The organism is Macrococcus sp. DPC7161, from assembly GCF_004117835.1.
In the GTDB taxonomy this organism is placed as follows: Bacteria; Bacillota; Bacilli; order Staphylococcales; family Staphylococcaceae; genus SDSC01.
This window is the reverse complement of the sequence record NZ_SDSC01000002.1, coordinates 42,341-63,450: the sequence shown is the minus strand read 5'-3', so window position 1 is coordinate 63,450 and position 21,110 is coordinate 42,341. Positions and strand designations below refer to the sequence as shown.

The 21,110-nt window shown below is 32.3% G+C and carries 19 protein-coding genes and 1 riboswitch; of the genes, 14 read left to right on the top strand and 5 right to left on the bottom strand.

The features are described 5' to 3' along the window. The first annotated feature begins 1 nt into the window (after position 1). The 5 genes from ER639_RS12495 to ER639_RS03980 all read left to right on the top strand — a co-directional run bounded on the left by ER639_RS12495 (position 2) and on the right by ER639_RS03980 (position 4,091). Positions 2-127: a hypothetical protein gene (locus ER639_RS12495; RefSeq protein ID WP_255420562.1), complete on the top strand. Its 126-nt coding sequence runs from the start codon at positions 2-4 to the stop codon at positions 125-127. A gap of 15 nt (positions 128-142) precedes the next feature. After that, positions 143-379, top strand: coding sequence for a VOC family protein (locus ER639_RS03995; protein WP_129064480.1), 237 nt, complete (start codon positions 143-145; stop codon positions 377-379). Positions 380-558: 179 nt separating this feature from the next. After that, positions 559-855 (top strand): DUF485 domain-containing protein, encoded by a 297-nt coding sequence (locus ER639_RS03990; protein ID WP_240663988.1) that lies wholly within the window; start codon positions 559-561, stop codon positions 853-855. A 4-nt stretch (positions 856-859) separates the two neighbouring features. Then, entirely contained in the window at positions 860-2,407 is a 1,548-nt protein-coding gene (locus ER639_RS03985; protein WP_129064479.1) for a solute symporter family protein, read from the top strand. A 295-nt stretch (positions 2,408-2,702) separates the two neighbouring features. Further along, the gene (locus ER639_RS03980; protein ID WP_129064478.1) at positions 2,703-4,091 is read left to right on the top strand and encodes an amino acid permease; all 1,389 of its coding nucleotides are present in this window, start codon (positions 2,703-2,705) and stop codon (positions 4,089-4,091) included. Positions 4,092-4,203: 112 nt separating this feature from the next. On the opposite strand, the gene ER639_RS03975 is transcribed toward ER639_RS03980, so the two are convergent. Then, positions 4,204-5,013 carry a formate/nitrite transporter family protein gene (locus ER639_RS03975; protein ID WP_129064477.1) on the bottom strand — a complete coding sequence of 270 codons (810 nt, stop codon included), beginning with the start codon at positions 5,011-5,013 and terminating at the stop codon, positions 4,204-4,206. 223 nt (positions 5,014-5,236) lie between these two features. Next, a riboswitch (TPP riboswitch) is annotated at positions 5,237-5,333 on the top strand. Between the two features lie 85 nt (positions 5,334-5,418). On the opposite strand from ER639_RS03975, the gene ER639_RS03970 reads away from it, so the two are divergent. From ER639_RS03970 to ER639_RS03955, 4 genes are all read left to right on the top strand, one after another. Further along, positions 5,419-6,003, top strand: coding sequence for an ECF transporter S component (locus ER639_RS03970; protein WP_129064476.1), 585 nt, complete (start codon positions 5,419-5,421; stop codon positions 6,001-6,003). Positions 6,004-6,011: 8 nt separating this feature from the next. Continuing rightward, on the top strand, positions 6,012-7,400 hold the full coding sequence (locus ER639_RS03965) for an ABC transporter ATP-binding protein (RefSeq protein WP_129064475.1): 1,389 nt from the start codon (positions 6,012-6,014) through the stop codon (positions 7,398-7,400). Between the two features lie 5 nt (positions 7,401-7,405). Continuing rightward, positions 7,406-8,197 carry an energy-coupling factor transporter transmembrane component T family protein gene (locus ER639_RS03960; protein ID WP_129064474.1) on the top strand — a complete coding sequence of 264 codons (792 nt, stop codon included), beginning with the start codon at positions 7,406-7,408 and terminating at the stop codon, positions 8,195-8,197. Between the two features lie 914 nt (positions 8,198-9,111). Beyond that, entirely contained in the window at positions 9,112-10,047 is a 936-nt protein-coding gene (locus tag ER639_RS03955; RefSeq protein WP_129064473.1) for a CAP domain-containing protein, read from the top strand. Between the two features lie 775 nt (positions 10,048-10,822). Here the strand turns inward: ER639_RS03955 and ER639_RS03950 are convergent. Both ER639_RS03950 and ER639_RS03945 read right to left on the bottom strand, forming a co-directional pair. Continuing rightward, positions 10,823-11,278, bottom strand: a complete 456-nt coding sequence (locus ER639_RS03950) for an 8-oxo-dGTP diphosphatase (protein ID WP_129064472.1) — start codon at positions 11,276-11,278, stop codon at positions 10,823-10,825. A gap of 1 nt (position 11,279) precedes the next feature. Next, positions 11,280-11,804, bottom strand: a complete 525-nt coding sequence (locus ER639_RS03945) for a GNAT family N-acetyltransferase (RefSeq protein WP_129064471.1) — start codon at positions 11,802-11,804, stop codon at positions 11,280-11,282. A gap of 86 nt (positions 11,805-11,890) precedes the next feature. On the opposite strand from ER639_RS03945, the gene ER639_RS03940 reads away from it, so the two are divergent. Together ER639_RS03940 and ER639_RS03935 are read left to right on the top strand one after the other, a co-directional pair. After that, entirely contained in the window at positions 11,891-13,009 is a 1,119-nt protein-coding gene (locus ER639_RS03940; RefSeq protein ID WP_164993354.1) for a DUF418 domain-containing protein, read from the top strand. Between the two features lie 13 nt (positions 13,010-13,022). Further along, complete coding sequence (locus ER639_RS03935) at positions 13,023-13,616, top strand: YdeI/OmpD-associated family protein (RefSeq protein ID WP_129064469.1); 594 nt, start codon at positions 13,023-13,025, stop codon at positions 13,614-13,616. A gap of 132 nt (positions 13,617-13,748) precedes the next feature. On the opposite strand, the gene ER639_RS03930 is transcribed toward ER639_RS03935, so the two are convergent. Next, on the bottom strand, positions 13,749-14,954 hold the full coding sequence (locus tag ER639_RS03930; protein ID WP_129064468.1) for a DUF819 family protein: 1,206 nt from the start codon (positions 14,952-14,954) through the stop codon (positions 13,749-13,751). An 81-nt stretch (positions 14,955-15,035) separates the two neighbouring features. Continuing rightward, entirely contained in the window at positions 15,036-15,296 is a 261-nt protein-coding gene (locus tag ER639_RS03925; protein ID WP_129064467.1) for a metal-sensitive transcriptional regulator, read from the bottom strand. A 174-nt stretch (positions 15,297-15,470) separates the two neighbouring features. On the opposite strand from ER639_RS03925, the gene ER639_RS03920 reads away from it, so the two are divergent. From ER639_RS03920 to ER639_RS03910, 3 genes are all read left to right on the top strand, one after another. Further along, on the top strand, positions 15,471-17,915 hold the full coding sequence (locus ER639_RS03920; RefSeq protein WP_368665657.1) for an FAD-dependent oxidoreductase: 2,445 nt from the start codon (positions 15,471-15,473) through the stop codon (positions 17,913-17,915). Positions 17,916-18,181: 266 nt separating this feature from the next. Continuing rightward, positions 18,182-19,510, top strand: coding sequence for an MFS transporter (locus tag ER639_RS03915; RefSeq protein WP_129064465.1), 1,329 nt, complete (start codon positions 18,182-18,184; stop codon positions 19,508-19,510). A 125-nt stretch (positions 19,511-19,635) separates the two neighbouring features. Next, on the top strand, positions 19,636-21,105 hold the full coding sequence (locus ER639_RS03910; protein ID WP_129064464.1) for a DUF6583 family protein: 1,470 nt from the start codon (positions 19,636-19,638) through the stop codon (positions 21,103-21,105). Positions 21,106-21,110 lie beyond the last annotated feature (5 nt).

The window sequence follows — 21,110 nt, the reverse complement described above, 5'->3', positions numbered from 1 at the left end:
TATGATTAATTCTATGTGGTTTAATATTGCAGTGTCTGATATCAAAAAAAGTGAAGCTTTCTATAGTGGCATGGGCTTTAATATTAATAAAAATCCAGAAACTGAAGCTGTGATGTGTGCGTTTTAGGTTGGTGCAACGGTAATGATTATGGTTGAACGTAGAGAACTTGAGAATGTAACCAATACGTTTGCTCAGCCACGTAAAGGAGAAGTACTGATTTCAATATCTGTAGATGCAGATGAAAAGATTGATGAATTGGTAACATTAATTCCAAAATTAGGTGGAAAAGTAGTGAAAAAAGCAGAGCATGTGAATGGGTTTTATAGTGCAATGTTCGAAGACTTAGATGGTCATTTAATTAATATTATTTCATGTTAATGCAATTAAAAATTAAAAGGATATGACATACAAAAATGAAAGGCTCAAGACGCTATGTCTTGAGTCTTTTTTATTTCTATAGTGGAAGCGCTATCATTAAATATTGACAATATTCTGACAATTTAATAACCTATAAATAGTTGTATATTTACAATAAATAAACAAGGGGGTTGGATATTGTGTATGATTACAATAAAATAGCGCAGAGTGAAAATTTTAAATCATTAGTAAAATCTAGAAATCAATTTATCTTTCCATTAACACTATTTTTTATTGTTGCAACACTACTTTTTCCAATATTAACAGGATATACAACGATTTTAAATACCATTGCATTTTGGAATATTTCCTATGCTTGGTTGTACGCTTTTTTATTATTTGTCATGGTTTGGACGCTTGTAACTTTGTATATGCGTAAGGCTAAGTCATTTGACATAGCTTCTGAACAAATTATTGCAAACCATAAAAGGGGGTAAATAAATGAATAGTACGGTTATTGTCATGTTTTTATTTTTTGTAAGTTTAACATTGATCATTACTTATTTCGCATCAAAAAGAACCAATTCGGCAAGTGATTTTTATACTGCTGGTGGCGGTCTTACAGGTTGGCAGAATGGTTTGGCCATAGCAGGAGATTATTTATCTGCCGCATCATTTCTAGGTATAGCGGGTGCTATCGCTTTATGGGGATTTGATGGCTTCTTTTATAGTATCGGTTATTTAACAGCCTATTTAGTCGTTTTATATATCGTGGCAGAACCACTAAGAAATTTAGGGAAATATACGTTGGCTGATATGATTGCTGCAAGATTTGAGTTAAAGAAAGTCCGTGCAACTGCTGCGGTATCTTCTATCACAATCGTAATATTCTACATGCTAGCACAACTTGTTGGTGCGGGAGCATTGATTCAATTATTATTCCACATTCCTTATACTTGGGCAGTAATTATTGTAGGTATTATGATGACGATTTATGTGTTATTTGGTGGGATGACAGCAACAAGTTGGGTACAAATGGTGAAAGCAGTGCTATTAATGATAGGGACTATTATTATTTCATTTTTAGTATTGATGCATTTTGATTTTAGTATTTCTAAAATGTTTGGTGCGATGCACAATATAAAGTCACCAGAATTAAAAAGTGATTTTATTAATCCAGGATCACAAGGTAAATCACCTTTAGATAATATCTCATTAATAATTGCCTTACTTTTTGGGACAGCAGGGTTACCACATATTTTAATGCGTTTCTTTACCGTAAAAGATGCAAAGACTGCTAGAAGCTCAGTCATGTGGGCAACATGGATTATAGGTATATTTTATATATTAACCATTTTCTTAGGGTTCGGAGCGGCGAGTTTATTATCAAAAGAGGAAATTATTAAAGCCAATCCAGCAGGTAATATGGCGGCACCACTGCTTGCAGATAAATTAGGTGGAGATTTGTTGATGTCATTTGTTTGTGCAGTAGCATTTGCAACCATCCTTGCTGTTGTAGCAGGGCTTGTTTTATCAGGTGCATCAGCTTTTGCACATGATATTTATGGCGAAGTGATTAAAAAGGGAAATGTAAGTGAAAAAGAACAAATGAAAGCAGCAAAAATTGCATCACTTGCAGTGTCAGTTTTATCCATTATTTTAGCGTTATTTGCTCAAAACTTAAATGTCGCATTCTTAGTTTCTCTAGCATTTTGTGTCGCAGCAAGTGCGAATTTACCTGTGATTGTATTTACAATATTTTGGAAAAGGTTCAATACACAAGGTGCGATTATTGGTATGGTTGTTGGTGTAGCAACATCATTAATATTGGTAGCATTAAGTCCGAATGTGATGAATCCAGCAGGTACCGCATTTATTAAAGCAGACCCAATATTTCCATTAGCAAATCCAGCATTATTCTCTGTACCAGCAGGATTTATTGCTGCATTTTTAGGTACTTATTTAGGTAGACAAGAATCACAAGAGAAGTTTGATGAAGTAAAAGTTAAATCGGTTACTGGTATTGCAACTTCTGAAGTGACACATTAACCACATAGATTAATTTACTTATTATATTAATAAAATGAGTTGTGCAAATATATAAAATATAAAATATTGGTTATTTCACAAACTTTCGATTCTTTTCATCCTTATATTAACAATTTAAAGAACATGTTGTAAAATAAAGCCTTGATTTTACTAAGGGAAAACCCTAATATTTCAACAATTTTACGCATTAAAGCGAAAACGCTTTCAATGTGAAGTGAGTTATAGTATAATTGCTTTGTTGAAAAAATTCTGAAAAGAAATTGTTATACTTATATAAGAGAGAAGGATGAAAAGAATGGAAGAGAATCATTTACAACGTGGTCTAAGTTCAAGGCAAGTACAAATGATCGCACTTGGAGGAACAATTGGAGTAGGTTTATTCATGGGTGCATCTAGTACGATTAAATGGACAGGGCCATCAGCTTTACTTGCGTATTTTGTTGCAGGTTTGTTTTTATTTTTAATTATGCGTGCTATGGGAGAGTTGGTTTATTTATATCCAACAACAGGTTCATTTGCTGAGTACGCAAGTGACTACATTCACCCTTCAATGGGTTATATTACTGCTTGGAGTAACATATTCCAATGGGTAACGGTAGGGATGAGTGAAGTTATTGCTGTTGGTCAGTATATGCAGTATTGGTGGCCAGATTTACCAAGCTGGGTTCCGGGTGTTATCGTTATTGTTACTTTGACTTTAGCGAACTTAGTATCTGTTAAAGCATTTGGTGAATTTGAATTCTGGTTTGCAATGATTAAAGTTGTAACAATTATCTTAATGATTGTTGCAGGTTTCGGATTAATTTTCTTTGGTTTAGGTAATAATGGACAAGCAATTGGTTTAGGTAATTTAACTGAACATGGCGGTTTCTTCCCTAAAGGCATCTTAGGATTCTTCTTTGCATTATCAATGGTAGTCGGCTCTTATCAAGGGGTTGAGTTAATTGGTATTACAGCAGGTGAAACGAAAGATCCACAAAAGAATATTGTTAAAGCAGTAAACGGCGTTATCTGGCGTATTTTAATTTTCTATATCGGTGCAATTTTCGTTATCGTAACAGTTTATCCTTGGGATCAATTAGGTAACGTAGGTAGCCCATTCGTAGCAACATTTGCTAAAGTTGGTATTACAGTTGCAGCTGGTTTAATTAACTTCGTAGTTATAACAGCAGCAATGAGTGGATGTAACTCAGGTATCTTCAGTGCGAGTCGTATGATTTTCACTTTAAGTAATAAAGGTCAAATGCCAAAGATTTTCTCTAAAGTTATGAAAACAGGCGTACCTTTCTATGCAGTATTAGCAATCTCAATCGGTATCTTTGTTGGTGTTATTTTAAACATCGTATTACCTATGATTGTAGACGGTTCAGAAAATATTTTCGTTTATGTTTATAGTGCATCTATCTTACCAGGTATGATTCCATGGTTCATGATTTTATTCAGTCAAATGTCATTTAGAAAAAGACATCCTGAATTATTAAAAGATCACCCATTCAAAATGCCAGGCGCACCATTTACAAACTGGTTAACTTTAGGGTTCTTATTCTTAGTTTTAGCAGGTATGTTAATTAATGCAGATACACGTGTATCAGTAATTATTGGTATCGTATTCTTATTAATTATGGAAGCAATTTACTTCTTACGTGGACACCATCGTGAAGAAGCAGCTTTAAAACAAAAATAATAAAGTAATAAAATAATAAACAAAAAAGAGTTTGGGTTTTCGAATAAAATCGAATATCCCAAACTCTTTTTTATTTGTTTTACTCGGTGCTGTACGCATTTTAACCGTTTTATTAGTCTCGTGTGCCGTTTAAATATGCAAAGTATAAACCAATTAAGATACCTCCACCGATATAGTTACCAATGAATGCAAATACGATGTTTTTAAGTACATCGATCCAAGATGCACCGTCAAAATTATAAAATACCATACCAGCGAATAATCCAGCGTTGTAAACAACGTGTTCATATCCCATAAATACGAAAATGATAACGCCTACTGCAATAAAGAATGTCTTTGTTAAGCCTTCTTTAAACATTAACGCAACTAATATACCGATATTGATAAAGAAGTTACAGAAGATACCTTTGATTAAGATGGATAACCATGTAGAGTCTACCGTTTTAACTGTAACTGTTTTTGTAAGTGCGGCAATCATTTCTGGTGTCATGACTTTAGTACCATACATCAAACCGAATAATACGAATCCACCTAAAATATTTCCCAGGAAACAATATAAGAATAAAGTCATTGCTTTTTTAAATGTAACTGTTTTGTAGTAAAGTCCAACAGTAAAGAACATAAAGTTACTTGTTAATAACTCTGCGCCTGTAATAACAATGAATACGAGGGCGATACTGAATGAAATGGCGCCAAGTAAATTAATTAGCCCAGGATTATTAGCACTTGCAAATTGTGTTTTAACAGCGAGCATGAGTACTGTCATGATTGAAAGTAAGAATCCTGACATCATCGCGCGTAATAAATAGCGAAATGGTGTTTTATCCATCATAACTTCTTTCATTGCGACAGATCCTACGATACCTTCGACGATTGGTTTTGTTGTGTACGTGTCTTCAATGGTCTTAACTGGTTTTTGCATAAGAACACTCCTTATTTATGATTAATCTCATTATAAAACAATAGATAAAATATATCATATATTTATACAAGGAATATTGGAATCTGTTAAGTTTGTTATAATGTTCATAAATGAAGTTGTTTTTATTTGAATTTGTGATGTACTTCACATATAATGATGTAAATTATATTCATCTTGACTTTAAATTGTAAGTTGGTTAAAGTATGTTTAACAAATAAATTAATTAACGCACTAGGGGTGTTTATACTGAGACGAGGAAACTCGAACCCTTTGAACCTGATCTAGTTGATGCTAGCGTAGGAAAGTGCTTATAAGTCATTGCATTTTTTGCAATGTTTCTTTATATGCCTTTTTACACGCAGCTCAATTTCAGAGTTGCGTGTTTTTTTAGGAGGAAATGGAAAAATGAAAGTTTCGAAAAAAGGGTTAACGTTATCAGATGTTTTAGTGACGGTAATGGTTGCAGTTGTTTTTGCAATCATTTATAACTTATGTTGGTTACCATATGAAATGCTACAACCTATAGGGCTTCACATTGAGCAATTGATGTATGGTATTTGGTTTATGGCGGCAATTGTTGCTTATTTAATCGTACCTAAGATGGGTGTTGCGTTACTTTCTGAATTTGCAGCTGGTGCTGGTGAAACGATTGTTATGGGGAAATTCGATATTCCAACATTTGTGTTTGCATTTTTACAAGGTTTAGCTTGTGAAATTGTTTTTATGATTTTTAAATATCAATCTAGAACTGCAATGGTTTGTATTTTAGCAGGTGTTGCTGCAGCTTTAATCAGCTTACCGATTGACTATTTCTATGGTTACATGGGAGAAGTTGCCGCTTGGAATTTAATTTTGTATATCGTGTTCCGTATTATTTCTGGAATTGTTGTTGCAGGACTATTGTCATACCTTATTGTAAAAGCATTAGAGAAGACAGGTGTTACAAGATTATTTAGTCCTGTTTCAAAAGAAGATTATGATGCACTGTAGGCGATTTTATGTTAAGTGTTAAAAATTTAAGATTAAAATATCCAGGAACAAAAACTAAAATATTTGATGGCTTAAACATTGAAATTCAAGATAAACAAAAGGTGCTATTACTAGGGCCTTCGGGGTCTGGTAAAAGCACATTATTAAATGTGTTAAGTGGGATTACACCGGATTTAATAGATTTACCGATGAAATATGATGCCTTAGAAGTAAGAAAAGATTGTGGTGTGATTTTCCAAAATCCAGACAGCCAATTTTGTATGCCTAAAGTTTATGAAGAGTTGGCTTTTATTCTAGAAAACAGAAATATTAACCGTAATGAAATGGATTATTTGATTCATGAAGCTTTACAAAAGGTTGGTTTGCAAGTTGATAAAGATCAGAAAATCAATCAATTGTCTGGAGGAATGAAACAAAAATTAGCAATTGCAGGCACGTTATTACAACAGTCTGATACGTTATTTTTAGATGAACCTACAGCGATGTTAGATGATGATGCGACAAAGCAATTGTGGGAATTGCTACGTATACTTTGGCAAGATCAGACTGTTTTAATTGTTGAACATAAAGTTGAACATATTTGGCAATATGTAGATCGTGTGATTTTGATGAACGAAAATGGTGAAATCATTCATGATGGAACACCGGTAGAGATATTATCTCAATATGAAGACATATTAACTTCATACGGTGTTTGGCATCCAAATGCTTGGCGTAATGCTCCGAGCAGCAGTGTAAGACCAAACCCTAAAGTAAAACATCATTTGCAATTAGAAGATGTTGTTACAAAAAGAGCTAAAAAAACGTTATACCACCTATCATCACTTACCATACAAAGTGGTGAATGGGTGGTATTAACGGGTAACAATGGTACAGGAAAGACGACGCTACTTGAGTCAATGATGCAGATGACACCTTATGATGGTCATATGTATTATAACAACCAAACCCTTTCGACAATTAAACAAGTGGCGCGTCACCTGTACTTGGTTTACCAAAACCCAGAATTACAATTCATCCAAAATAGTGTTTATGATGAGTTGTTTATTCATTATGCACATCAAGATAGAGAAAGTGCACATAACCAAACTTTAAAAATGTTAGATTTACTACAACTGACACATGTTCAAAACCATCATCCTTTTGAATTATCTATGGGACAAAAGCGTAGGTTAAGCGTGGCAACTGCTTTATCGACAAATGCAGAAATGATTTTATTAGATGAACCGACATTTGGTTTAGATAGTCACAATACATTTCAACTTATTGAACTTTTTCAAGAACGTGTAAATGCTGGGCAAACCATTATCATGGTCACGCACGATCAAAATATCATTAGCCGTTATCCAACAAGGCATTTGCATGTTGATAACGGGAAACTTTATGAAGTAGGTTGAGTAACATGTTTGAATTATGGAAAGTAAGACATACTTTTATGGATGACGTTAATGTCATCACTAAAATGAGTTTAGGAATAGCGCTGTTTTTCTTTGTCATTTTTATACATCGATTTGATTACATGGTATATCTAGCATTACTGATGCTTATGTTTTTATATATGTTTTCTGGCGCTAAATTTAAAGTAATTACCATCTTTGTATTAATAACCTCATGCTTTGCCGTAATGTCTTCATTATTTATGATATTTTATGGATCAGGACAGAATATATTATTTCAATTTGGATTTATCAAAATATCAGAAGAAAGTTTACTTAGAGGGTTACATTTATCGCTAAGAACAATGACGGTGAGTTACTTTGGATTAACCATTGCATTTACGACTGAAGTGGTGATGGTATTTTATAGCTTAATGCAACACCTAAAGCTCAATCCCAAGTATGCTTATGCATTTATGGCAGCGATTCGTATGGTACCGATTATGTTTGAATCATTCTTTCAATTAAGAAATGCGCTTAAAATGCGTTATGCCATGATGGATAAACAGCATAGCAATGCATGGTTAAGAATTAGACATATTTTAATACCGCTATTAAGTCAAAACATTAGAACATCCCACCGCTTATCTGTAGCGATGGAGAAAAAGGGATTTCATGAAGGTAAAAGAACATATTACTATTATGCACCTTTTAGCTATAAGGACATTATGCTGGTCTTTGTACTATTAATAATGATTTTATTGAGTTATTATTTAGCGATGAATATGCCAATATCAAACGTAGCGGATGTGAGGTAGTCTTAAAATATACTGTTATTTAAGGTATATGGTCTATTAAAGTAGGCCATACACTTTTTGGAGATTGAAAGATTGATTAGTATAATAGAAGAAAAAGTGGGCGAGATGTTTAACTTAACATCTCGCCTTTTTTTGTGTTCAAAAGTTAACTTTATGTTTTATTAATGTTATAAACAGCTAAAAAAATTTAAAATATCATCTTGATAAATGAATAAACCATTTGAAAGTAAACAATATGACAAATTGTTAAATGTTAACTGTTGTTGAAAATTCGTTCAAAATGATAAGAAAAAATGAATCAAAATAAGTACGATTTAGAGCTGAAATAACCGTTTTTCGACCTTATCTGTATTTAAAACGTATACAAGTTGAAAAATGATAAAAAAACTTTCATTTTTTAAAATTTTTTTGATCTGTTAACACTGATATATAAAATATACTAAGTTAACACTGTTAACTCAATTTTAAATGTTAAATTCCAAAAAATAGGTTAAATTTTTGATAGTTTACATCTGTTAACATATAAAAAATATAGCATTTGATTTATTAAGTAAAAAAGAAAAATCACTTCATAACAATATATTGCGTTAGAGGCTTTATTTATAAGATTTCATAGCGTTTTCACTAATTAAACATTATTTAAGAATAATAGTTTTCGCATAAAAAATACCTAAAAATCTGTAGATACAAGTATTTTCTGATATTAAATCTAATACAATGTAAATTTAACACTGTTAAAAACCCTTTAACATAAAGGGTTTTTGTTAATTTGTTATATAAAATTGTTAAAAGATAAAAATCGCAATCTTATTTATAATCATTATAAAATACAAACATAGATTTCGTTTTCTATATACGTATAATTAAATTTGTAATTAGGCGAATAACTAAAAATACTAAGGGAGTATACGAAAATGAAATCATTAGCGAAAATCATATTAGCAAGTTCATTACTACTAACAATGGGGTTAACAAATCAACATGAAGTAGATGCTGCTAAAAAAACGACAGTAGTAAAAAAGAAAGTAGTTAAAAAGTCAACAGTAGTAAAAAAGAAAGCACCAAAAAAGATTATCTCAAATAGAAATATTGTTAGAGTAGGAAGTAAATTTAAAGATGGTCGCTTTAATACAATGAATTTAGATGCTAGTCAGTCATATCGATCAGGTTTAAAATTATGGACTGGCGATACTGTTGAAAGAGTGATTATCAGAAACAACGTATCATTTGATCGAGCTGCCAGAGAATCAGATAATGCAAAATACAGAAAAGCTCAAAATGCTAGTTTACGTAATCAATTAATTGTATCAAGTGCTTCAACTGGTTCTGTATACGCACCAATGAAATTGAATTATGGTACACAAGAAGCATTCAATAAAAACGTTATTTTTAACAACAATAAATTCAATCAAGATTTATTAAAATTAGTAAACACAGAGCGTCGTGCAAAAGGTTTACGTCCATTATCATACTCATCAGCATTACAAAGAGGTGCTGATACTCGTTCCACAGAATTAGCGCAATACGGACATATCTCAGTGGATGGTATTCCTCACGTACGTTTAAATAAAGCAAGATTTTCTACAGCATTCGATGTGCCAAGAGCAATATATACAGTTGGAGAAAATTCAGCAATGAACTTCTTCCGTGGCAATCCTTATGAAATTGTTTCAGAGAAATATATGGCTGAAAAATTCTTTGCACAATGGAAAGCATCTTCAGGACATTATAAAAATATGATGCGTTCAGACTACAAAAAAATGGCTGTATCAATTAAAATTTCTCAATTCAACCGTATTGAAAAGGGTCGTTATAGCTACATTTTCGGAACACAAGCATTCAGCAGATAATATATAGATAAGCAATTAGTAAATTAAATTTCATAGTCTCCCTTAGTCCGCCTACTAAATGACAAATGAAATGAACCAAGTGCATTTTATAATGTATTTGGTTTTTATTTTGTAAAATTGCTAAAGAAATATGTTAACAATTTGTGAAATCCATAAACGTTAAATAGATGTTGTTAAATATTTTAGTTGATAATAATTTTAAATATCAAATGTAAACATATGTTTGAAATCAAGAACAACAAATGTTGTTTAACTATATTAGAATAATTAATGTTTTTATGAATTTATGAGATTTTAAGAGAGGTTATTGTAAAAATGTTTAATAAAAACATAAAACACGCCATATTTCAACAAATTGTCGTCTTTTATTTTTGTTGAACATGTATTAAGATGAATTGTGTGAAAAATTAATACGCACTAATGTTTTTATTATTTACATATAACTAAGAAGTTGATGTTTTGAAATTGAAGGAAAGAAATTAAGAATATTAAATACCGAAATAGTGCATATTAGTTTTTATTTTGAGTGTACTAGAAGCAATATAAAAATTCACAAACTAAATCATTAATAATGAATGGGAGTTATGAAAAATGAACTTAAAACAAATGACAACAAAATCACGTAATTCATTCCCAATGGATATGAGTAATACTAATGATGCTGACGATAACTTCGAGGATAGTCAGCGGGATGATAATAAACAAAAATAAAATGCATTATAAAAAGGTATAAAGCAACATCGATTTCGATGATGTCTTTATACCTTTTTTAAATTTAGTAAAGCTTAATATGCCAATCGGATTGATCTTTCTCATAGTAAAATTCAGAGCAATCAGGATTTATAAATAGTTGATACATTTCTAAAAAATCATTGGCAAGTGTATAAGAATTTAAATCTTCTTTGTTAATCCAAAATACATCGCCTTCTTCAGAGGGTTGTATATCACCTGAATATTGATTCGTTTTATAACATAGTACGATATAGCGTTCGTTATTTTCAGTTTCAAAATGTTTAACGCCACATAAAATCGGATGTTTGATATCCAGTCCTGTTTCTTCTTTAACTTCTCTTACTACGGCATCATGGAAGGACTCGCCAAATTCTACATGGCCTCCAGGAAATGTGATGCCCGGCCATGATTTTCCTTGTCTATTTTGGACAAGGATATGACCTTTGTCATTTTCAATCATACACATATTTGTTGTGATTGTTGGTACGGCTCTTGTCATATTATTCTCCTTTTAGTAAGTCTTTTTCCATAATGTAATCCGTTTGAGCATCGTGACCCATCATAAATGTATGTTCATCTATTTGTTTAAAGCCTTTACTCTTATAGAAGCCAAGTGCATTTTCATTTTTCTCCCATACACCTAGCCAAATTTTAGATTTTCCTTTTGATTTTGCGATGTTTATTGCTTTTTCATACATGACTTTGCCAAGGCCTTGCTTTTGGTATGAATTTAGGACATAAATGCGTTCTATTTCAAGGTGTTCGTCGCTCATTGGTTCTGTTTGGGCATCCCTTTCGTTTACCTTTAAATATCCTGCAATTTCTTGATTGACTTTGATGAAATAGAATTGAGAATAAGGATTGTTTAATTCATTCGTCATTTTATCGTCTGTGAATGCGTCTTTTAAGTATGCGTCCATCACTGCATCATCATTTTGTGGTCTGAATGTTTCATCGAATGTTTGGTACGCAATTTGTTGTAATGATTTTAGGTCGTCAATTGTGCAAGATTTCATCTCTATCATATTATTGCCTCCGTGTATGTTATTTATGATTACAAATAGTATATCATGGTATGATATTGATAAGTATTTTAACGAAGGGGATGGCTATGCAACGAATTATGAGTTTGGATGTCATGCGTGGTTTGAGTATATGTGGCATTCTATTTATGAATATTTTAGGGTTTCATTATTTGAATGTTTATTATGAGCCGTTTATTTATTATGATAACCGTATTAGCAGATGGTTGTACAAATTAAATGAAATATTTGTGTTCAATTCATTTTATCCAATCTTTGCATTTCTCTTTGGTATCGGGCTTGCGATAATGTTTCGTAATACACAATCAAGAAATGAAAATACACTATGGATTATGTACCGTAGAATTATTGCGATGTTACTATTTGGTGCATTGCATGGTTACTTATTATTTTATGGTGATATTATGAATGCATATGCAGTAATGGCGTTGTTTGTCATACCATTATTGTATTTACCGAATGTTATATCAATTATTGTTGCATCAATTTTAGGCATAATAGGTTTATTATCTTATGTTGCAACATATTTTATGACGGATTCAGGCGGTGATTTCATATCAGGAGCAAATGAAACTGTCTTATATCAAGCGATACAAGATGGTAACATTCGTGAAATCGTCCATCAAAATATGATGGAATTTAATGCATCCAATGCTTTAACGTTCATCGGGATTATTAGTAATGTCATCACATTATTACCTTTCATATTATTGGGAGTCATTTTATTTAGAAGTGGTGCACTTTCAAAAATCACTGCACATAGAAATATCAGTATGATCGTTGCAGCTCTAGCTACAGTGATAGGATTAGCGATTAAGTATCATGGTGTGAAGGGACAAATTACGATGACGCAATCGCAAATCTTTTTATATTATGGAGGTTCGATGTTAAGCGTTGGTTATTTTATGTTTGTGACTTTAATGTGTGAACATCCACTTTTACAAAAGATACTTAAACCGTTTCAAAATATGGGCAAATTGAGTTTTACGTTATATATTATGCAAAGTATGATTATGTTTATAATTTTTTATATTTGCAAAGGTTATGATCGAATACCGATAGACTTTTTATATTGCTTAGCTGGGCTTATTATCATCATGCAGTTGTTATTTAGTCATTTCTACTTGAAGCGATTTAAAATGGGGCCATTAGAATTTATTTGGCGTAAAATCACATATTTAAAATAAAGAGGTATAAAAAATGGATAAAGCAGATAAACTACTAAAAATAGAAGCGTTTTTTGAACGTAAAAGACAATGGAAAGAAGAATATAATGCGTTAAGGGCAATCATACAACAATTCGATTTAGAAGAAGATTATAAGTGGATGCATCCATGCTATACATTGAAAAATAAAAATGTAGTATTGATTCATGGCTTTAAAGAATACGTAGCGTTGCTGTTCCATAAAGGTGCGTTAATTGAAGATACATATCAATTATTGATACAACAAACTGAAAACGTGCAAGCAGCAAGACAATTACGCTTTAAAAGTTTAGAAGAAATACAAGCTCAAGAAACACAAATTAAATATTACATTGAACAAGCGATTGCAATAGAAAAAGCAGGCAAGAAAGTTGAAATGAAAAAGACTGAGCAGTATGAATTACCAGTGGAATTAGAAGATAAATTTAAAGAAGATCCGAAATTTGAAGTAGCATTTAAATCTTTAACACCAGGAAGACAAAGACAATATATTTATACGATTTCACAAGCGAAACGTAGCGCAACGCGTCAAGCGAGAGTAGAAAAATATTATCCACAAATCATAGCTGGTAAAGGATTGAATGATTGATGAAATCAGAGGGAGGCTGGGACATAAGTGTCCGCCGCAAACAAAGACCGAACAAAACGTATAAATCGCTTTTTGATTTATCGTTTTTGTTCAGTTTTTGTCGTAGTGGCAACTTATGTCTCACCTCTTTATTTATGTGTATTGACCGAGGAATATACCCATAGCAGTACCAACATAATTGCCGATAATGTAGCCTAATGTCCCAACAACAAGAATAGGTCCGATTAGTTTTGTCCAACCTTTAGCAATCGCAAGGGCGGCAGCTGTAGTAGGCCCACCAATATTTGCGTTAGATGCTAGCAATATCTCCTCTAAATCAGCACCGATTATCTTACCTGCAATCAGTGATATTAATAAGTTCATCATAGCAATAATGAAGACAAATACTAATAATAACGGTGCATTTTGAATGATTAATGGGATTGACGCCGGTATTCCTAGTACGAAAAAGAATAAATAAATCAAATATGTTCCAAATTCTGAGCTGCCATTTAAGCGTTTAAAGAATTTAGGGAATAACAGTAACAGGATAAATGTAAAGGTTGTTAATAGTAAATATTTATCTGTAAAAATGCCTCTAAATATTTCCAACGGGATATTATGTTTACTTTCTGGAATGATTTTCATTAATAGTTCTGAAAGTTTAAATGAAATCGCCACGATGAAAAAACTTGCACCAAAATTTAATGCAATATCTAATAAAGATATTTCTTTTCTGCTGAAATAATCTTCTGCACCATTATGGTGAGATGCCTCTACTTCATCAATGTGTGGTGTAGAGAATTTGTTTTTAATAAATTGAATTGTCGGTATTGTCATGAGCGTTAAAATAAATAAAGCGGTCATTAAGTTGTCTGCAACTACTGCAGCAGAAATTATATCCTTAGGTGGATTGAATTTTAATGCCATTGCTGCAAAGTTAACACCACCACCAATATAGCTAGCGCTCATCATGGCGCTTAATTTTTCTAAATGTGGAATATGATTGTGTAGTAAGAAGAATGCGATAAGTGTCCCAGCTACTGTACCAACAGAACTCAGTAAAAATATCCCGAGAAGTCTGCCGCTTTCTTTCCAAATGGCTTTAATGTCAATTTGAAACAATAACAATGGTAATGCGAGTGGAATGATAAAGCCCCACACTTGATCGTAGACTGGGGAAGCAGTCGGAATGATATTAAAATTAGATAATAATAAAGCGAATATTAAAGCAAGTATAGCTCCGGATAGTTTTGCTGCCCATTTAAATTTAAGTTCTAAGTAAATGCTTAAGCTGCTGAAAATAACAATAATAGCCCATAAACTCATTGTATCTTTGCTAGAAATAATCGTATCCATTGAATACCCCCATAAAAAAAGATAAATTAGTAAGTTAATACTAATTTATCAGAATTATCTAAAAATATTCAAGTTTTAATATTATCTACTTTTAATTAACAAGTTCACTGCCTCTTTTACAAGTTCGTCGGTGTCTTCATTATTTTTTACATTTTCTTTCACACATTCTGCAAGGTTTTCGCTGACGATAACGCCAATCAATTTCTCGATGCCACTTCTTGAGGCGCTTAATTGTGTCACGACGTCTTTGCAGTCTTTATCTTCTTCCATCATTTTTAGAATACCATTCAATTGCCCCTGTAGACGCTTTAAACGATTGATTTGTTTAGTAGTGTATTGCATATGGGCTCCTTTCTATTACTTGTTTTTTATTTCTCTCTCTTTTTATTATTCCACTATTCTATACCCCATCGGGTATTTGTGTCAACTTTATGAAATACCGTGCGGGGTATTTGACTTTGATTATATATACTGTTAGGATACCCCTATAGGTATTTAATTTGAGGAGGAACGATGATGAGAAAAATCGTTATTATTGGTGGCGTTGCTGGTGGTGCCAGTGCTGCAGCACGTTTACGTAGATTGAATGAAGATGATCAAATTACGTTATTAGAGAAAGGTCCGTATGTGTCGTTTGCAAACTGTGGTTTACCTTACTATATCGGTGATGAGATTAAGGATCGAAATAAATTATTAATTCAAACCCCTGAATTAATGAAAGGTCGTATGAATTTAGATGTACGAGTAAATACAGAGGCAGTTAACGTTGATCATGAAAGTAAGCAAGTCGAAATTCGTGATGTAGTAAGTGGTGAATTAACGCATCTTGATTATGATGTATTGATTATCTCAACAGGTGCAAAACCAATTATTGTACCGATGGAAGGTAAGGATCAAAGTCATGTGTTTACGCTGCGTAATATTCCTGATATGGATAAAATTAAAGCATATGTTAATGATAACAATGTAAAAACAGCAACTGTTGTTGGTGGAGGATTTATTGGATTAGAAATGGCAGAAAACTTACATGCATTAGGGATTCAAGTGAGTTTGTTTGAACGCGGTCCACAAGTGATGCCAAGTATTGATGAAGAGATGGCAGCTATGGTGCATTCGCACATGCTAGATAAAGGTGTGGATTTGCATCTTGAAGAATCTTTAACTGCTATTGGAAAAAATACTGTCACAACAAGCAATGATGAAGTAATCAATGCAGATATGGTTATTTTAGCTATCGGTGTGTTACCTGAATCAAGTTTAGTTAAAGGCATTGTTGATTTAGGCATTAAAGAAGCAATTAAAACAAATGACACATTTGAAACAAGTGTGAAAGATATTTATGCTATAGGTGATGTAGCAGAAGTGACACATAAAATCAGTGAACAAGATGTTCATATCCCACTAGCATGGATTGCAAATCGTCAAGGTCGATTATTAGCAGACCACTTGAATGGAAAAGTGATTGAGCCCCTTAAACCAATTGGGACTGCTATTGCTAAAGTATTTGATTTATCTGTTGCGAGTGTCGGATTAAATGAAAAAGCATTGAAGGCTTTAGGAAAAACATATCACGTATTACATACTACTGGCCAATCACACGCCGCTTATTACCCAGGTGCAACACCAATGACCATCAAAACAATTTTTGCAGAAGATGGTACAATTTATGGGGCGCAAATTGTTGGACGTAAAGGCGTAGATAAACGTATCGATTTAATTGCGAGTGCGATGACATTTAATCAAAAAGTAACAGACTTACAACGTATTGAAGTGGCTTATGCACCACCGTTCTCTAGTGCGAAAGATCCTGTCAATATTATTGGTTATGCCGCTGAGAATGTGTTGTCTGACGGTATGAGATTAGTGCAAGTGACTGATGTTCATGATTTTGAAGGTGAATTAATCGATGTACGTGAACAAGTAGAATTTGAAGTGGGTCATATAGAAGGCGCCAAGCATATTCCACTTGGAGAATTGCGTGAGCGTTTAGATGAAATTAATACAAATAAAGAAGTACTGATTTATTGCCAAGTAGGACAACGTGGTTACAATGCACAACGCATTTTAGAAAATGCGGGTATTCATGCTAAAAATTTAGATGGTGGTTACAAATTATATCAACAAGTTTATGGTGTCAGAAAAGAAGTAAAGCCAACTGTGAAAGTTGATGATAATGTTGCTAAAATTACAGAAACACATAATGTAACGAAAAGATTCGTTGAAGCAAGTGGATTACAATGTCCAGGGCCATTATTAAAAGTGAAAGAAAACATCGACCAAATGCAAGATGGTGATGTGTTAGAGATTCATGTAACTGACTTTGGATTCTGTACGGATATCGAAGCTTGGGCGAAAGCGATGGGGCACACAGTGTTAAGAAATGAAACGAAACAAGATCGTGTAGAAGTTGAGATTCAAAAAGGGCTTCACCCAGGAAATAAAATACCATTTAATGCATTAAATGATGCAAACGGCTATCAAATGGTTGAAAATAAAAATGGTGCGACAATGGTTGTATTTAGTGGTGATTTAGATAAAGCATTAGCGTCATTTATTATTGCTACAGGTGCAGCTTCTTATGGTAAAGAAGTAACGATGTTTTTTACATTCTGGGGATTAAACATCATTAAAAAACCAGGTGTAAGCATTAAGAAAGAAGGATTAGATCAAGCATTCTCTAAAATGATGCCAAGCCATGCAGGGAAATTGCCTATTTCTAAAATGAATATGGCAGGTATGGGTGCACGTATGATTAAGCATGTCATGAATAAAAAGAAAGTAGATTCATTAGAAGTGATGATTGAAAAAGCACAAAGTATGGGCGTAAAAATGATTGCATGCACGATGAGTATGGACATTATGGCGGTAACAAAAGATGAAATCATCGATGGTGTGGACTTTGCAGGTGTAGGTGCATATATCGGCGACACAGAAAAATCGAATTTAAACTTATTTATTTAGATTATATTTAGATTTTGTAAATTTAAAAAAACAACCAGTAAATTCTTGTATACTACAAGTGATTTGCTGGTTTTTTGTTTTACAATTTTGTTTTTTAAAGGTGTAATTCATTAGTTGTTTTATTATTAGTTAATAACAAAAATGTTTTAAATTTTATAGTTAATTACTATTATTAAGGCTTTTATGTTAAATTGGTATTTGTCTAATGTTTTTAAATGATATTAAATGTTGATTATTAATTTGAAAATGGATGTGGATAATATTTTATGAAAGAACATTCTAGGAGAACGAAATTACGTTCTGATATAAAAATGATGTTGAGTTTACCAGTCTTTAGTTGGGCTTTGTATGACTTCAGTAACACAATTTTTTCTGCTAACATTACGACACTTTTCTTTCCTCAATATGTTACGGATGTTTTTGGTAAGGATCCTGTTACTGAACAATTGGCATCTACTTGGATTGCCTATGCATCAAGTATTGCAGCATTATTATTAATTGTATGTTCACCTTTAATGGGTGTTTATATTGATCGGACTCAAAAGAAGAAAAAGTGGGTTGTGATATTGAGTTTAATTGTGTTTTTATGCACGTTTTTAATGGGTATGATTGATGGTTTAGACTTGTCTCAGCAAGTTTTTAGTGTTCCTTTATCCATGTTTTTAATAGTCGTTTTATTTACCATTGCGAAATTTATGTATAATGCCGCTTTGATATTTTATGATGCGATGATGAGTAACTTAGCACCTAAAAAGCATCATTCTGTGCTATCTGGTTTTGGTGTAGCACTAGGGTATTTAGGTACATTGTTTGGTGTGTTGACTGTGATGTTTTTAGTTGGTACTTCTGATGCTGGGAAAACATTTATACCAACGGCCATCATGTTTTTAATGTTTAGTTTACCCCTATTTTTCTTTACAAAAGACAAACGAATGAATGTAAATGATAATATTTCCAAAACGACTTTTAAATCGGGTTATCAAGAGATTATTCAAACGTATAAAGAAGCGAAGCATCATAAAGCGATTTATTTATTTTTAATTGTATATTTCTTTTTAAATGATTCATTGGCAACTGCGATTAGTATGATGCAACCATATGCAACAACGGTTGTGGGATTTTCTGGTAAGGGGTTTATAGGCATTTTTATGATAGCAACCGTATTTAGTGTAATTGGTGCGTTTATATTTGGGTATATTGCTGAACATGTGAGTTCAGTTGTAGCGATGTTATATGTTGCATTTATATTAATGACAGCGTTGATACTCGCGAGTTTACCGTTACCACAATGGACATTTTATATTTGTGCTATTCTATTTGGTATTGCGATGGGATCGATATGGGTGATTTCTAGGACGTTAATCATTGAACTTGCACCTGAAGGTAAAGAAGGGCAATTTTTCGGTTTATTCTCAATGAGTGGTAAATTATCAGCCGTTATTGGTCCGTTTATTTACGGTACAATAACTTGGGCATTGAGTGATTATGGTCCGCTCGCAAGTCGTGTGGCAATTTTATCTTTATTAGTAATGGCAATCTTTGCTGTGGTAGTACATATGAAAGTGTTAAAAGAGGTAAAGCAAAATTACACATAATTTTAAAAATGTTAAATAGGTATTGAAGAACCTTAAAAAAACCTTAAAATTTGATTTTATTATTACAATATCTGTATTAGTTTGATATATTAGTAGAGAGATCAACATAAATAGGAGGCATTACTATGAAAAAAGGTTTGATTATCGGTATTATTGTAGCATTATTGGCTTTAGGTGGAGGTGGTTATGCGGCATATAACTTCTTTACAAACACACCTAAGAATTTGTACTTATTGAGTGAACAACAATCTATGAAATCATTAAGTGAATATGTTGAAAAACGTTATCCTGAAGAAATGAAATTTCAAAAAGAAATGAAAGATAATAGTTATGATACAACATTAAATATTTCAGCAGATATTCCTGAAACATTGCTAGAATCAGCAAATGTACCAAAGTCAGTAGTTGATGCTTCTTCAATTCAATTCCATATGGCACATGATCCAAAGGCTGAAAATTCTATTCTAGCATTCAATCCAACGATTGCAGATGAGAAGATTGGTAGCTTTGAATGGCATGCAGATAATAAAAATCAATATTTCATGTCTCCTTTATTTGAAGCAATTTATAAGGTACCTAACGATAAGATAAAATCAACATTTGAAAAATTATCAGGTGGTTCTACAGATACTAAAGGTTTAACAAATGATTCATTAAACTTAAACCGTATTTTAGGTAGTCAAATGACATCTGAAGATTTAAATAAGATGTATGAGAAATATACAAAAGTAATTGTTGATGAGTTAAAAGACGATCAATTTAAAAAAGATAAAGAAAAAGTTGATGTTTTTGGAGAAGAGAAGAATTTAGATAAAGTAACATTAACGTTAAAGCCTAAAGAAGTGAAATCATTAATCATCAAAGTATTAGAGACAGCTAAAGATGACAAAGACTTAATTAAACAATTTAACGTTCAAGGACAAGAAAAAGAGTTCAAAAAAGGTATTGAAGATGCATTAAAAGAAGTGAAAGATGGTAAAGAATCTGACTTCCCAGATGTAAAATCAACAATTTATGTTGATGGTAAAGACATCTTGAAACGTGATATTACATTTAAAGCGGATGGTAAAACAACAAATATTGTTGGAACTAGCAAAATCGATGACAACATTCAAATCGATTATTCATTCAAATCAGATGATAAGGAAGTTGCAACATTTAAAGGTAGTTCAAAAGGAAAAGATGATGCAATTAAAGACGATTACAAATTTGCATCTAAAGATGAAGCGAATCCATTTGATTTATCAATCGTGAATGACAGTAAAAAATCAGACAATAAACGTACAGATAGTGGTAATGTTGAAGTGAAGTCTGGTATGAATGGTGCGTTTAAGTTTAACTTTGTAAACAAACTAGATACAGACGCTAAAAACAATACACAAAAACAAAAATTAGAAATTTCTACGGATCTTCAAGGTGAAACAATTAAAGTAATGTTAGATGGAGATTCAAAATTAAAATCAGATGTTAAAGTAAAAACAGATAATGCGAAAGATTTAAGTACAATGTCTGATAGTGATTTAGAAAAAATTCAAAAAGAAATAGAAGAAAAAGCGACAAAGATCTTCGAAAAAGTAGGTAAAAAACTTAAGTAATTAAA